Source organism: Micromonospora sp. NBC_00362 (assembly GCF_026342155.1).
In the GTDB taxonomy this organism is placed as follows: domain Bacteria; phylum Actinomycetota; class Actinomycetes; order Mycobacteriales; family Micromonosporaceae; genus Micromonospora; species Micromonospora hortensis.
The window spans coordinates 3,821,969-3,835,739 of sequence record NZ_JAPENH010000001.1; the positions used below are offsets into that span (position 1 = coordinate 3,821,969).

The following is a 13,771-nucleotide window of genomic DNA, read 5'->3' on the forward strand; positions in this document are numbered from 1 at the left end:
GTCGAGGTCACCCGACGGTGCGCCCCGACCGGTGACGGCGAGCGGAGGCCGCGCGGTGAAGGAGTTCCCGGACGTCATCGCCTGGTCGATCCCGGCCTTCGTGCTGCTCATCGTGCTGGAGCGGGTCTCCTACCTGCTGCACGGCGACGACGACGAGGTCGGCTACGGCGGCGCCGACACCGCGACCAGCCTGACGATGGGCCTGGGCAGCATCTTCGCCGACCTGCTCTGGAAGGTGCCGATCGCCGCCGCGTACGCGCTGCTCTACGCGCTCACCCCGCTGCGGGTCGCCGAGCTCTGGTGGACCTGGCCGCTGATCCTGCTCGCGCAGGACTTCTGCTACTACTGGTCGCACCGCGGCCACCACGTGATCCGCATCCTCTGGGCCTCGCACGTGGTGCACCACTCGTCGCAGCGGTTCAACCTCTCCACCGCGCTGCGCCAGCCGTGGACCGGCCTGACTAGTTGGGTGTTCTACATCCCGCTGATCGTGGCCGGCGTCCACCCGGCCGTGGTCGCGTTCTGCGGCTCGGTCAACCTGCTCTACCAGTTCTGGATCCACACCGAGCGGATCGACAAGATGCCGCGCTGGTACGAGGCGGTGTTCAACACCCCGTCGCACCACCGGGTGCACCACGCGTCGCAGGGCAGTTACCTGGACCGCAACTTCGGGGGCATCCTGATCGTCTGGGACCGGCTCTTCGCGTCGTTCGCGCCGGAACGGGAGCGTTGCGTGTACGGCCTGACCACTAACGTCGGCAGCTACAACCCGGTCCGGGTGGCCTTCCACGAGTACGCCTCGATCGCCCGGGACCTGCGCGCCGCGGTGACCTGGCGGCACCGGGTCGGGCATCTCTTCCGCGCACCGGGCTGGCAGCCAGCGCCGGGCTCCCCGGTCAGGGCAGTCGGCCCTGCTCGACCAGACGGGCAAACCTCTTCAGCGCCTGGGTGAGGCCGAGCTTGGAGCCGGGCCAGAGCACCGGCCACGCCAGCCGACCGGCCCGACCGCCCGGCAGGTGGAACCACTCGTGCCAGACGACCTGGGTGCGGTCCCGGTCCAGTTGGGTGCAGCGCAGCACCCCCGGGCCGCGCAGCAGTTGGCCGTGGTGCACGACACCGATCTCGTACGGCTCGTCGACCCGGACCACCAGCATCTCGTCGCGCAGCGTCGCCCGGCCGAGCGCGGTCACCGCCTCGATCCGGCTGCCCTCGCGCCCGTCGCCCTCGACCACCCGGACGCGGGTGAACGGGATCCAGTCGGACTGACGTTCCCACGCGAGCAGCGCGGCGAACACCCGCTCCGCCGGGGCCTCGACGATCACCGTGGCGGTCACCTCACCGGCGCCGGGTCGGGCCGCCTCGCGAAGATCGTCGGCACCCCCCGGCTCGGTCATGCCGACTCCGACCGAACCACCGCGTCGCGCTGCTCGGTGTCGGCGGTCTGCTCACGATCGGCCGATTCGTCGTCGTCGGCGGGCGCGGCGGCAGGTGCCACCCCGTCGGAATCCGCCGGGGACGAGCTGGCGGCGGGCAACGGACCGGGAGTCGTCGAGCCGACCGGGGCCGAGCCCGCCTCGCCGTTCAGCGGCGCGTCCTTGCCCGGCTCCGCCGTCTCGCCCGGCTCGGTCGCCTCGCCGGCCTCGGCCGCGTCCACGGGAGTCACCCTGCTGGCGGACTGCTCGCGGGCCTGCCGCAGCACGTCCGCGTCGTCGGTGCGCCCCTCACGCAAGGCGATGACCTCCGACTCCAGTACGCCGATCAGCTCGGACTTGTAACCGATGTCGTAGGCGGCACGGCGCAGCGCCTTATCGACCTGGTCCATCCGGTACCCGCGCAACCCGGTGTCGAAACGGACCGCCCCCACGTCGGATTCGCGCAACGGGCGGGTGCCCGGCAACGCCACGGCCTGCGAATCCGGCTCGGCCGGCACCAGACCGGGATCGCGCCCGCTGACCAGCACCGTCACGCCGAATATCACCGCCGCGACGGTCAACGCCACGACCAGGAGGAGCAGAAGCTGACCCATGCACTGATCGTGGCATGGCAGCCGGCCGGGAGCGACCCCGCCACCCGCCTCGATCATGATCGGTGCCGACGCCCGCCCGGAATCGTGGACGGGCGACCGACTAGCGTCGGGACCGGCCGACGCGGCGGCGACGGCGTGAACTTCCAGGAGGCGGGCATGGTCGGGGCGCTTCGGCTGGGTGGGCACACGTTCGCCCCCGGCGAGTTGGTGGTGATGGCGATCATCAACCGCACGCCGGACTCGTTCTTCGACCGCGGGGCCACCTACGCCGCCGACAGCGCTCTGCGCGCTGTGGAGCGGGCGGTGGACGAGGGCGCGGCCATCATCGACATCGGCGGCGTCAAGGCCGGCCCCGGCGCGGACGTGGACGTCGCCGAGGAGATCCGGCGAACGGTGGACACCATCGCTGCCGTCCGAGCCGCGTTTCCGGAGGTGGTGATCTCCATCGACACCTGGCGGGCCGAGGTGGCGACGGAGGCCGTGGCGGCCGGGGCCGATCTCCTCAACGACACCTGGTCGGGCGTCGACCCGGCGTTGGTCCGGGTGGCCGCGCGGACCGGCGCCGGCCTGGTCTGTTCGCACGCCGGCGGGCTGACGCCGCGGACCAGGCCGCACCGGGCCGCCTTCACCGACGTGGTCGCCGACGTGGTCGCGACGGTGACCGGGCTCGCCGAGCGCGCGGTGGCGGCAGGGGTACGCCCCGACGGCATCCTCATCGACCCGGCGCACGACTTCGGCAAGAACACCCGGCACTCGCTGGAGATCACCCGCCGACTGGACGAGTTGACCGCGACCGGCTGGCCGGTGCTGGTGGCCCTCTCCAACAAGGACTTCATCGGTGAGACGTTGGACCTGCCGGTGGCGGAACGGCTGGAGGGGACGCTCGCCGCGACGGCCGTCTCGGCCTGGTCGGGCGCCCGGGTCTTCCGGGCTCATCAGGTCGGCCCGACCCGCCGGGTGCTGGACATGGTGGCCTCGATCCGAGGCGACCGCCCGCCCACTGTCACCCGCCGAGGGCTCGCCTGACCGGTCGTCGCCGTAACCGACAGCGAACGGTCGGACGGACCGACACGATCGCCGGAGGCAGTGGCGCTCAGGTCCAGCGAAGGATGTTCCTACGCCAGGCGTAGAGGATGCCGAGCGCGAGCACGGCCACGAACACCGCCATCTCCACCACCGTCACCAGACCGAAGCCCGGCCGGTCGAAGACCACCGCCCACGGAAAGAGGAACACCGCCTCGACCGCGAACAGCACGTAGAGGTAGGCGTACACGTAGTAGCGGATCTGCATCTGCGCCCAGTCGGCGCCGACCGGGTCGAGCCCGCACTCGTAGCTGGCCCGCTTGCCCGGCGGGTCGGCCGGACGCGCCGGGCGTAACACCCGGTTGGCCGAGAACGCCGTAACGAAGAAGATAACGCTGGCGAGCAGCAGGAGACCGAGCGTCGCGTACGAGCCCAGGTATCCGTTCACAGTCGGCAGCCTACCGCCCGCCCGGACGGGCCGTCCCAAACACGTTACGGATTTGTTTCCAGATGGGACTAGTGCACCGGGGCAACTGTTACCGAATATTGGACACCCACCCATGTCACCGGAGGACAGATGGCCCGCGTGAAGGCATCGCCCGGTAACCGGGCGGAGGGGCGGCGTTCCACGCCCCTGCTGGCGACCGCGCTCGCGCTCGGCCTCCTCACGGCACTCGCCGTGGGGCCAGCCTGGGCAAGCGCGGCCGCACCGGACGCGGACCCGGTCGCCACCTCGGCCGAGCCGGTCAACGAGCCGGGAGGCGAGGAACCCCCGACCACACCGGCGGAGGAACCCACCCCGACCGAAGACCCGGGCGGTGACCCGGAGCCGACCGACCCGGCACCGGAGACCGCCGCGCCACCACCGGAGACGACGCCACCGGCGCCGGTGACCACCGCCCCGGAGGTCCCGCCACCGCCGACCACCAGCGCGCCCGCGCCGGGCAGCACCACCCGGCCGCCCAGCCCGGCTCCCCCGGTGCCACCGACGGCGCCCCCCGCCCCGCCGACACCGCCGGCCCCGACGGTCCGCCCGCCCGCGCCGGGTTCGGCGCCGCCGCCGCAGAGCCCGCTGGGCGTGCAGGTCACCACCGGCGACGTCACCCTCGGCGAGACGTACTGGAACACACCGAGTACGGCCGCCACCCTCCAGGTCACGGTGCACAACACCGGTACCACAACGGAACAGATCCGGCTCTCGTACACGCTGCCCGCCGGGCTGACCGACGCCGGAACGAAGGGCTGCGCCGCCGCCGGTGGTGGGACGTACCGCTGCGGCGCCTGGACCGCCGGGGCGGGCGTTCGGTTCAGCACTGTGCTGCGGCTGCGGGTCGCCGGCACGGCGTGGAAGCAGATGCCGCTCAGCGGCTCCGTCCAGGTCGTCGCGGACGCGCCGGGAGCCGCCGGAGAGGTGACCGACGACCAGGGCTTCGCGGTGCTCTTCCCGGCGGGCCCGCCGGTACCCGGGATCGACCTCGCCGCCGACGAGGTGGCCTTCGACATCAGCGGCGGCCCCAGCACCCTCACGCTCCGGCTGGGTAACACCGGCGCTGTGGACGCCGCCGGCCGGGTCGAGGTCGTCCTGCCGGCCGGGGTCACCGTGCCGACCCCGCCGCTCGGCTGCGTGGCGGTCGACCCGACGCGTACCCGCTGCGACGCCGGCCTGGTGCTGGCGGGCACGACCGCGGAGGTGCAGTTGCCGGTGGAGGCGACGCCACAGGCGCAGCGGGAAGCGCCGCTGTCCGGGGCCGTGGTCGGTCAGCTCGATCCGCGCAGCGGCCCGACCCGTCGGGTGCAGATGAGCTTCCGGATCACCGCGGCGGCCGCGCTGGCCACGCCAGTGGTCTCCCCGCCCGCGCCAACCGGCTCGCAGGGCGTACTGCCCGCCGGTGCCGCGACCGGAGACGGCGGGGTGACCTCGGTGCAGCGCACCGCCGTGATCCTGATCGCGGTCTCCACGCTGCTGGTGGTGCTGGCCCTCACGCTGGCCACGATCTCGCTACGCCGCCGGCTCGGCGGCCCGTCGCCGGAGCCCGCGCCCAGCCCCGCCGACTGATCGACTGACGACCCCCGCAGCGCGCGGCCGGGTCGTCGGCGGAAGCCGGTGGTGATCTGAATTACGGCGGGCGGTGCATAACCCCGCAAAAGCGGGCATTCTGCAACTCGATCCGGTCCCAGTCGGCGGACCTCCGGGGATGGTTAGGGCTCCCTTAGACGTAGGCTCTCAGGTGAGGAACGACAGCGGCCGGGCCAGCCTGGGGCGGTGCGGTGAAGCGTTGCGTCAAGGAGGTTCCGTGGCCGGGCAAGCCCCGCAGTCGCGAACGAAGGTGGCACAGTGACCAAGCAGATCCGTCAACTCGACCGCGTGGTCATCCGGTTCGCCGGTGACTCGGGCGACGGCATGCAGCTGACCGGCGACCGGTTCACCTCGGAGACGGCGCAGCTCGGCAACGACATCTCCACGCTGCCAAACTTCCCCGCCGAGATCCGGGCTCCCGCCGGCACCCTGCCCGGCGTGTCGAGCTTCCAGGTGCACTTCGCCGACTACGACATCCTCACGCCGGGCGACGCGCCCAACGTGCTGGTGGCGATGAACCCGGCGGCACTCAAGGCCAACCTGGCCGATCTGCCGCGCGGCGCGGACATCATCGTCAACACCGACGAGTTCACCAAGCGCAACCTCGCCAAGGTCGGTTACCAGGCCAGCCCACTGGACGACGACTCGCTGGCAGGTTACGTCGTGCACCCGGTGGCGCTGACCTCGATGACGGTCGGCGCGCTCGCCGCCCACCAGGTGTCCAAGAAGGACGCCGAGCGGTCGAAGAACATGTTCGCGCTCGGCCTGCTCTCCTGGATGTACTCCCGGCCCTACGAGTCGACGCTGCGCTTCCTGGAACGCAAGTTCGCGTCCCGGCCGGAGCTGGTCGCCGCGAACGTCGCCGCCTTCAAGGCCGGCTGGAACTTCGGCGAGACCACCGAGGACTTCGCGGTCCGCTACGAGGTCAAACCGGCCAAGATGAAGCCGGGCACGTACCGCAACATCACCGGCAACGCGGCGCTCTCGCTCGGGTTGGTCGCCGCCGGGGTCCGCTCCGGGCTGCCGGTCTTCCTCGGCGCGTACCCGATCACGCCCGCGTCGGACATCCTGCACGAGCTGAGCAAGCACAAGCGCTTCGGTGTTCTCACGATGCAGGCCGAAGACGAGATCGCCGCCGTCGGCGCGGCACTGGGCGCCTCCTACGGCGGGTCGCTCGGCGTGACCACCACCAGCGGCCCCGGCGTGGCGCTCAAGAGCGAGACGATCTCGCTCGCGGTGGCGCTGGAGTTGCCGCTGGTGATCGTGGACGTGCAGCGCGCCGGCCCGTCGACAGGCATGCCGACCAAGACCGAGCAGGCCGACCTCAACATGGCGCTCTACGGTCGGCACGGCGAGGCACCGGTCGCGGTGATCGCGCCCCGGTCACCGTCGGACTGCTTCTTCGCGGCACTGGAGGCGGCCCGGATCGCGCTCACCTACCGCACCCCGGTGATCCTGCTGTCCGACAACTACGTCGCCAACGGCTCCGAGCCGTGGCTGCTACCGGACGTGGAGTCGCTGCCCGACCTGCGGGTCGAGTTCGCCACCAAGCCCAACGGCGACGACGGCACCACCTTCCTGCCCTACCTGCGTGACCCGGAGACCCTGGCCCGACCGTGGGCGATCCCCGGCACTGCGGGCCTGGAGCACCGGATCGGCGGTCTGGAGAAGGCCGACAAGACCGGGGACATCTCCTACGACCCGGCCAACCACGACTTCATGGTGCGTACCCGGGCCGCTCGGATCGAGACCATCCCGGTGCCGGACATCGAGGTGGAGGACCCGGACGGCGACGCCCGGGTGCTGGTCCTCGGCTGGGGCTCGACGTACGGGCCGATCGGCGCGGCGTGCCGCGGGGTCCGTCAGCGTGGCCTCTCCATCGCCCAGGCGCACCTGCGGCACCTGGCACCGATGCCGGCCAACCTCGGTGAGGTGCTCCGCTCGTACGACAAGGTGGTCATCCCGGAGATGAACCTGGGCCAACTGGCCCACGTCATCCGGGCCCGCTACTTGGTCGACGCGATCAGCTACAACCAGGTCCGCGGCCTTCCGTTCACGGCCGCCGAGCTGGAGACGACGCTGGAAGAGGTGCTGAAGAATGTCTGAGCCCGTCGCCGTCAAGCTCACCGCGAAGGACTTCAAGTCCGACCAGGAGGTGCGCTGGTGCCCCGGCTGCGGTGACTACGCGATCCTGGCGGCCATCCAGCAGTTCATGCCGGAGCTGAACATCCCCCGGGAGCGCACCGTCTTCGTCTCCGGGATCGGCTGCTCGTCCCGCTTCCCGTACTACATGAACACGTACGGGATGCACTCGATCCACGGTCGGGCCCCGGCGATCGCGACCGGCCTGTCGGTGTCCCGGCCGGACCTGTCGGTCTGGGTGGTCACTGGCGACGGCGACGCGCTCTCCATCGGCGGCAATCACCTGATCCACGCGCTGCGGCGCAACGTCAACCTCAAGATCCTGCTGTTCAACAACCGGATCTACGGTCTGACCAAGGGCCAGTATTCTCCGACATCCGAGGTCGGCAAGGTCACCAAGTCGACACCGACCGGCTCTGCGGACGCCCCGTTCAACCCGCTCTCGCTCGCCCTCGGCGCAGAGGCCAGCTTCGTCGGCCGCACCATCGACTCCGACCGCAAGCACCTCCAGTCGGTGCTACGGGCCGCCGCCGAGCACGAGGGTTCGGCGTTCGTGGAGATCTACCAGAACTGCAACATCTTCAACGATGGGGCGTTCGAGCAGCTCAAGGACCCGTCCACGCGGGACGACTACCTGATCCGCCTGGAGCACGGCCAGCCGATCACCTTCGGGGCCGACGGGCAGTTCTGCGTGGTGCACCCACCGGGTGGCTTCGGCCTGGAGGTCCGGGACACCAGCTCGGTCCGCCCGGAGGAGATCGTCGTGCACGACGCGACGGTGACCGACCCTGCTTACGCCTTCGCGCTGTCCCGGCTGCCCGGCCTGGACCTGCGCAACACTCCGATCGGGGTGTTCCGCTCGGTGGACCGGCCGTCCTACGACAGCGTGGTGCAGGCTCAGCTCGCGGCCGCGAAGGCGAAGGTCACCGAGACCCCCGAGCAGCAGCTCGCCGGCCTGCTGGGCAGCGGCGACACCTGGACGATCATGTAACCCGTCCGCACCGACGAGAGCGGCCGTCCCCGATCCGGGGGCGGCCGCTCTCGTCGTACCGGCGCTTTATCAGCGCTGGGCGGTGGCCGGCATCCAGAGGTTGTCGATCTCCTTCTCGGCCGTCGCGAGGCTCGCCTCGTGCAGCGGGATCAACTCGGCCATCGCCGGCACCGACGGCGCCAGGGTCAGCTCGGCGCTGATGAAGCGCGGCTGCAGGCCGGTCATCGACAGGCCGTGCGGGAGCCACGGCTCGGCGTGGTCCCAGCCGAAACGAGGGGTGCCCTCGCCGTAGCCGCCGCCGCGGGTGGCCAGCACCACGAACTCGCGTCCGCCGAGCAGGCCCTCCTGCGTCGTCGGGTCGTACGCCAGCCCGGGAACGATCAGGTGGTCGACCCAGGACTTGACGCTGCTCGGCGCGCCGAAGTTGTAGAGCGGCAGGCCGAGCAGCACCACGTCGGCCTGCTTCACCTCGTCGACGAGCCGCTCGCTGAGCTGCCAGGACTCGCTCTGGGCCGGCGTGTGCTGGTCCGGAGGGGTCATTCGCGCCAGCCCGCCGTCCGCGTCCAGGTGCGGCAGCGGCTCGGCGCCCAGGTCCCGGTAGGCCACGGTGCCGTCCGGGTGGGCCGCACGCCATGCGTCGACCGCACGGGCGGTGAGCCGCCGGCTGACCGACCAGTCACCGCGGATGCTCGAATCAATATGCAGCAGATGCATCATTCCTCCTTCAGAGATCGTTCGTGAGGCACCAACTATTTATAGCAGGCCGATGTTCCGCTGAGTCGGTAGAGTGGGTCACATGTCCGCGCAGCCGCTCGACTCCTCCGAGCACCGCTCGGGCGCACTCCTGGACCATCTGGCCCGGCGGATGCGACTGCGGTCGGAGTCGGTGCTGGCGCCGCTGGGGCTACGCCCCCGGCATCTGGTCGCACTCACAGTGCTGCGCGCCGGCGGCGGCACCGGGCAACAGGCGCTGGCCACCATCCTGGAAATGGACAGCACCAACATCGTCGGGCTGCTCAACGACCTGGAGGCGAAGCAGCTGATCGAACGTCGGCGCTCACCCGAGGATCGCCGCCGACACGTCGTCGAACTCACCGAAGATGGGGCAAAACGCCTCAGCGAGGCCGAATGCGCCCTGGCCGGCGCCGAAGACGAGGTGCTGGGCGCGTTGGATCGCGCCGAGCGGGAGACGCTCTACGAACTACTCAGCCGGGCCTCCACCGGCACCGCCGTCAGCTGCACCGAGGCGATCTGCGTCGCCGACGACACCTGCTGACGCCGCCTCGCAGCGGCGAGAGCGGCAGCGTCATCCCAGCGGTCACCACCGCGGCAGCGGTGGGACGATCAGGCGGTGGTGGCCGACTGGGGGCGGTCGTCGCGTACGTGCACCAGCATGTCGCCGGTCTCGATCACCGCGCCGGCCCGGTCCGCCAGGGTGACCACCTTGCCCCGCCGCACCAGGGCGATCACCAACGACTCCAGCTCGCGCGGCGAGCGACCCACCTCGTCCCGCTCGGCGGAACGCATCGCCAGCGCCATGCCCTGGCCGGGGGTGAGCAGGTCCTCCACCACGTCGATCAGCGGCGGCGCCGAGGTGGACAGGCCGAGCAGCCGGCCCGCCGTGGCCGAGGAGACGATCACGTGGTGCGCGCCGCTCTGCTTGAGCAGCGGGGCGTTCTCCGCCTCCCGCGCCGCCGCGATGATGCGGACCTGCCCGGCGGTGAGCTGCCGTACCGTCAGCGCGACCAGCACCGACGCGTCGTCACTGTCGGTCGCGATGATCACGGCCTTCGCGTTCTTGACGTGCGCCTCGTTCAGCACCGACGAACGGGTCGCCGAACCCTCGATCGCCACCAGCCCGGCGGAGGTGGCCTGCCGCAGAGCGGCGGCGCTGCGCTCCACCACCACGATCCGCGAGCGGTCCAGACCGTTCTCCATCAGGGCGGACACCGCGCTGCGCCCCTTGGTGCCGTAGCCGCAGATGATGACGTGGTCCTTCACGGCTCTCCTCCACCGCGACAGGCGACGGCCGGTCCGGTACTGCTCGGTCAGAACTTCCAGGGTGGTGCCGACCAGGATGATAAGGAAGATCACTCGGGCCGGGGTGATGAAGAGGACGTTGACCAGCCGAGCCGACGGCGCGGCCGGGGTGATGTCCCCGTAGCCGGTGGTCGAGAGCGACACGACCGCGTAGTAGAAGCAGTCGAGGAGGGTGAGGCCGTCCTCGTTGACATCGCGGTAGCCGTCCCGGCCGAGGTAGACCGCGGCGACCACGGCGAAGACCAGGCCCAGCGCGGCGGCGAGCCGAAGGCTCAGCGCGCTCAGTGGGCCCCGGCGCTGCGCGGGAAAATGGATCACCGTCGAACCTGCTCCCCCGCCGTCGCCTGCACGCCCACAACATAGCGGGTACACCGTCGACCGCACGCCCGGGTTGCGGCGGACAACCGGCGGCGTGCCCGCACCCGACTACCGGACGACAACGACGAACCGGTGCAGGCCGGCAGACGGAGGGGGCGCGACCCTCGTGACGACGAGCGGCAGACGGCGAGCCGAGGCCGACGACGAATACACCGAGTACGTCAGATCCCGGATGGTGCAGTGGCGGCGCACCGCCTACCTGATGTGCGGGGACTGGGACCGGGGCGACGACATCCTGCAACGGGTGCTCACCGAGCTGTACCGCTCGTGGGCGCGGGCCCGGCAGGCCGATCACCTGGACGCGCTGGTCCGGACCATGTTGGTGCGGCGACTGATCGACGAGCGGCGGTTGCGGTGGGCGCGGGTCCGCCTCGGCGCCGCGCTGCCCGACGTGTCCAGGTCCTTTGCCGACCCGACCGACCGGATCACGGTGGTGGGCGCGCTGCGGCAGGTGCCGCCACGCCAACGGGCGGTGCTGGTGCTGCGGTACTTCCAGGACCTCAGCGTCGAGGAGACCGCCCGGGCCATGGGCTGCTCGACGGGGACGGTGAAGAGCCAGACCGCCAAGGGCCTTGCCAGCCTGCGCACCCTGCTCACCCCCACCCTGACCGCGAACTGAGAGGAGCGACGATGCTTGACGAACGCCACATCGGCGACCTGATGCTGACCGAGATCGAGTCGGCCGAGCGGCCCTCCGTCGTGCTGGACGTGGAACGGGCGATGAGCACGGCACGGCGGCAACGCCGCCTCGCCCAGGGTGCCGGCGCCGCGCTGCTGGCGGTGGCACTGACCGTCGGCGGGCTCACCGTCCCCGACCTGCTCACCCCGGACCGACCGCCGGCCCCCGCCCCGTTCGGCACGGCGCCCGCCGATGGCGAGACCGGTCTGCCGGTCGCGCTCACCACTGTCGACCCACAGCGGGTTTACGTCCGGTTCGGCTGGCTGCCGGACGGGCTGCGGGATCTCCAGTACCAGGCCGGACTGCTCCTCTCCGGCCCGGGTGTGCACCTCAGCGCGTCGAACGGCCGCACCGACGACCAGCGACAGTTCGTGGCCGTCTCGCTTCTTCCGAAGGACGTGCAACCGTCGGCACCGCAGCGTGACAGCGGGGAGTTGGCCCTGGCCCGTGCCACCGAGGCCGGTCCCGAGCTGAACGGCGGGCCCAGCGTCTTCACCAGCTATTCCGGTGCCGAGAAGCCGGAGGCGATCCTGCGCTGGGAGTACGCCCCGAAGGGCTGGGCGCAGGTCCGGGTGTTAGGGGTGGAACCGGATACGCGGGACGCCGCGGTGCAGGTGGCCCGTTCGCTACGGTTCGACACGAGCCTCGTCCCGATGCCAGCGACGGTGACAGGTTTACCGGCCAACCTGGGGCTGATCACGGTCGACGTGTCCGAGTCCCTGGATGAGCCCCTGACCTGGTACGTCGGGATGACCTGGACAGCGGAGCCGGGTACCGAGCCCGGTCGGCAACGGGCCCGGACGCTGTCCCTCGGCGTCTCCCGCTACCGCAACATCACCGATCCCACGGCCAGGGGGTACGTCGACCCGAACACCACACTTGACGGACACCCGGCGCGGTTCACCGGCGAGAACGGCAACGAGTCGTTGACCGTCTACGACGTCCACGGAGTGAATGTGTCGATCGACGACAGCGCTCTGCTTCCCACCGGCGGCACCCGGGCGCTGTTCCCGGCGGTCACGCTGGTGGCCGATCCGGCCAACTGGCACACCCACCTGGCTCGGTGACGGGGTCGGGCCCGCGCCTGGCGCGGCGCGGGCCCGCACGGGCAGCCGGCAGGTCCGGCAGCGGGCATGATGGGGATGTTCCCCCGACGACGACCGCGAAAGTGAGGCCGGCATGTCGTTGCTGCGACGAGTGATCGGCGGGGTGCTGCGCCGCCACCGCCAGCGTCAGGGCCGCACGCTGCGCGAGGTGGCCGCGTCGGCGGACGTCTCCGTGCCCTACCTCTCGGAGGTCGAGCGGGGTCGAAAGGAGGCCTCGTCGGAGGTGCTGGCGGCGATCTGCCGGGCGCTCGGCATCAGCCTCGCCGACCTGCTCGGCGAGGCCCGCGACGACATGCGCAGGGTCGAGCCCCGCCTCCCGGCCGCGCCGCGCGCCGCGCTTACCGACCTGGAGCGGGTCGATGCGACTCGCCGGGAGATCGGCAACGCCACCCTGCTGGTGGGTCCACGTGTCGATGGGTTCGTCCTGCACCGCGGGCCGGTGGCGAGCGAGCCGACCCTCAGCGTCGGCGCGATGGCCTCCGCTGGTGGCTCGCGCCCCGGTCCGCGTACCCCCGCTCTGGTGGGCTGCGCGCGGGCCCGGGCGGGTGCGCGGCGGGTGACCGTCGCGTAGGCCGCGTGGGTTCTGCCGTCGGCGGATCTGCCGGCGGCAGAATCACTGGGCCAGCCACCGTCGTCGCCCGCACGCTGAAGGGGCCGGTCCACCGGGTGGTCCCCACCGCCCGCCGGCGCGGTGGAAGGCGGCGGCACATGATCGGGTACGACGTGCGGATGTTGGAGGGTGGGCAGCCGTCCTTCGGTGACCATGTGTTCGAGCGGCTGCTGCGCGAGCGGATCGTCTTCCTCGGCAGCGAGGTGACGGAGGAGTCGGCCAACCAGATCTGCGCGCAGATCCTGCTGCTCGCCGCCGAGGACGACGACCGGGACATCTACCTCTACATCAACTCGCCGGGCGGTTCGGTGAGCGCGGGAATGGCTGTCTACGACACGATGCGCTACGTCCGCAACGACGTGGCGACGCTGGCGCTCGGGTTCGCCGGCTCGATGGGGCAGTTCCTGCTCTGCGCGGGTACGGCCGGCAAGCGGTACGCGCTGCCGCACTCGCGGATCATGATGCACCAGCCGTCCGGGGGGATGGGCGGAACCGCAGCCGACATCACCATCCAGGCGGAGAACATGCTGCACGTGAAGCGGACGATGCAGGAGCTGATCGCCCAGCACAGTGGACGCTCACTCGACGAGATCCAGCGGGACTGGGACCGGGACCGGTGGTTCACCGCCGAGCAGGCCCGGGAGTACGGCCTCATCGACCAGGTGGTCACCCGAGCCGAACAGCTCCCGTCGCTCTGAT

15 protein-coding genes are annotated in these 13,771 nt (G+C 71.3%); 10 read left to right on the top strand and 5 right to left on the bottom strand.

Features of this window, described 5'->3' with window-relative positions; translation table 11 throughout:
* Window positions 1-31 precede the first annotated feature (31 nt).
* Window positions 32-952: a sterol desaturase family protein gene (locus tag OG992_RS17385; protein ID WP_266303737.1), complete on the top strand. Its 921-nt coding sequence runs from the start codon at window positions 32-34 to the stop codon at window positions 950-952.
* Here the strand turns inward: OG992_RS17385 and OG992_RS17390 are convergent.
* Together OG992_RS17390 and OG992_RS17395 are read right to left on the bottom strand one after the other, a co-directional pair.
* Window positions 897-1,394: an SRPBCC family protein gene (locus OG992_RS17390; RefSeq protein ID WP_238683655.1), complete on the bottom strand. Its 498-nt coding sequence runs from the start codon at window positions 1,392-1,394 to the stop codon at window positions 897-899. The genes OG992_RS17385 and OG992_RS17390 overlap by 56 nt on opposite strands.
* A complete protein-coding gene (locus tag OG992_RS17395; RefSeq protein WP_266303738.1) occupies window positions 1,391-2,026 on the bottom strand; it encodes a DivIVA domain-containing protein in 636 nt (211 codons plus the stop codon). Before OG992_RS17395 ends, OG992_RS17390 begins: the two co-directional genes overlap by 4 nt.
* Window positions 2,027-2,182: 156 nt before the next feature.
* Here OG992_RS17395 and folP point away from each other — a divergent pair, with 156 nt between their 5' ends.
* Complete coding sequence (gene folP, locus OG992_RS17400; RefSeq protein WP_266305226.1) at window positions 2,183-3,052, top strand: dihydropteroate synthase; 870 nt, start codon at window positions 2,183-2,185, stop codon at window positions 3,050-3,052.
* 67 nt (window positions 3,053-3,119) lie between these two features.
* On the opposite strand, the gene ndhC is transcribed toward folP, so the two are convergent.
* A complete protein-coding gene (gene ndhC, locus OG992_RS17405) occupies window positions 3,120-3,497 on the bottom strand; it encodes an NADH-quinone oxidoreductase subunit A (RefSeq protein WP_266303739.1) in 378 nt (125 codons plus the stop codon).
* 129 nt (window positions 3,498-3,626) lie between these two features.
* Here ndhC and OG992_RS17410 point away from each other — a divergent pair, with 129 nt between their 5' ends.
* The 3 genes from OG992_RS17410 (at window position 3,627) to OG992_RS17420 (ending at window position 8,259) form a co-directional block, all read left to right on the top strand.
* Entirely contained in the window at window positions 3,627-5,105 is a 1,479-nt protein-coding gene (locus OG992_RS17410) for a hypothetical protein (protein ID WP_266303740.1), read from the top strand.
* 279 nt (window positions 5,106-5,384) lie between these two features.
* Window positions 5,385-7,232 (top strand): 2-oxoacid:acceptor oxidoreductase subunit alpha, encoded by a 1,848-nt coding sequence (locus OG992_RS17415; RefSeq protein ID WP_238683659.1) that lies wholly within the window; start codon window positions 5,385-5,387, stop codon window positions 7,230-7,232.
* Window positions 7,225-8,259, top strand: coding sequence for a 2-oxoacid:ferredoxin oxidoreductase subunit beta (locus tag OG992_RS17420; RefSeq protein ID WP_266303741.1), 1,035 nt, complete (start codon window positions 7,225-7,227; stop codon window positions 8,257-8,259). Before OG992_RS17415 ends, OG992_RS17420 begins: the two co-directional genes overlap by 8 nt.
* A gap of 69 nt (window positions 8,260-8,328) precedes the next feature.
* Here the strand turns inward: OG992_RS17420 and OG992_RS17425 are convergent, their stop codons facing one another.
* Window positions 8,329-8,973 carry an FMN-dependent NADH-azoreductase gene (locus tag OG992_RS17425; protein WP_266303742.1) on the bottom strand — a complete coding sequence of 215 codons (645 nt, stop codon included), beginning with the start codon at window positions 8,971-8,973 and terminating at the stop codon, window positions 8,329-8,331.
* Between the two features lie 82 nt (window positions 8,974-9,055).
* Between OG992_RS17425 and OG992_RS17430 the strand changes: the two genes are divergently transcribed.
* Window positions 9,056-9,535, top strand: a complete 480-nt coding sequence (locus OG992_RS17430) for a MarR family winged helix-turn-helix transcriptional regulator (RefSeq protein WP_238683662.1) — start codon at window positions 9,056-9,058, stop codon at window positions 9,533-9,535.
* A 68-nt stretch (window positions 9,536-9,603) separates the two neighbouring features.
* Here OG992_RS17430 and OG992_RS17435 read toward each other — a convergent pair whose 3' ends face one another.
* Window positions 9,604-10,617 (bottom strand): TrkA family potassium uptake protein, encoded by a 1,014-nt coding sequence (locus OG992_RS17435; RefSeq protein ID WP_112603739.1) that lies wholly within the window; start codon window positions 10,615-10,617, stop codon window positions 9,604-9,606.
* Between the two features lie 166 nt (window positions 10,618-10,783).
* Here OG992_RS17435 and OG992_RS17440 point away from each other — a divergent pair, with 166 nt between their 5' ends.
* The 4 genes from OG992_RS17440 to OG992_RS17455 all read left to right on the top strand — a co-directional run bounded on the left by OG992_RS17440 (window position 10,784) and on the right by OG992_RS17455 (window position 13,770).
* The gene (locus OG992_RS17440) at window positions 10,784-11,296 is read left to right on the top strand and encodes a SigE family RNA polymerase sigma factor (RefSeq protein WP_266303743.1); all 513 of its coding nucleotides are present in this window, start codon (window positions 10,784-10,786) and stop codon (window positions 11,294-11,296) included.
* A gap of 11 nt (window positions 11,297-11,307) precedes the next feature.
* A complete protein-coding gene (locus tag OG992_RS17445; RefSeq protein WP_266303744.1) occupies window positions 11,308-12,423 on the top strand; it encodes a hypothetical protein in 1,116 nt (371 codons plus the stop codon).
* A 112-nt stretch (window positions 12,424-12,535) separates the two neighbouring features.
* Window positions 12,536-13,033 (top strand): helix-turn-helix domain-containing protein, encoded by a 498-nt coding sequence (locus OG992_RS17450; protein ID WP_266303745.1) that lies wholly within the window; start codon window positions 12,536-12,538, stop codon window positions 13,031-13,033.
* Between the two features lie 137 nt (window positions 13,034-13,170).
* Window positions 13,171-13,770, top strand: coding sequence for a ClpP family protease (locus tag OG992_RS17455; protein WP_266303746.1), 600 nt, complete (start codon window positions 13,171-13,173; stop codon window positions 13,768-13,770).
* Window position 13,771 lies beyond the last annotated feature (1 nt).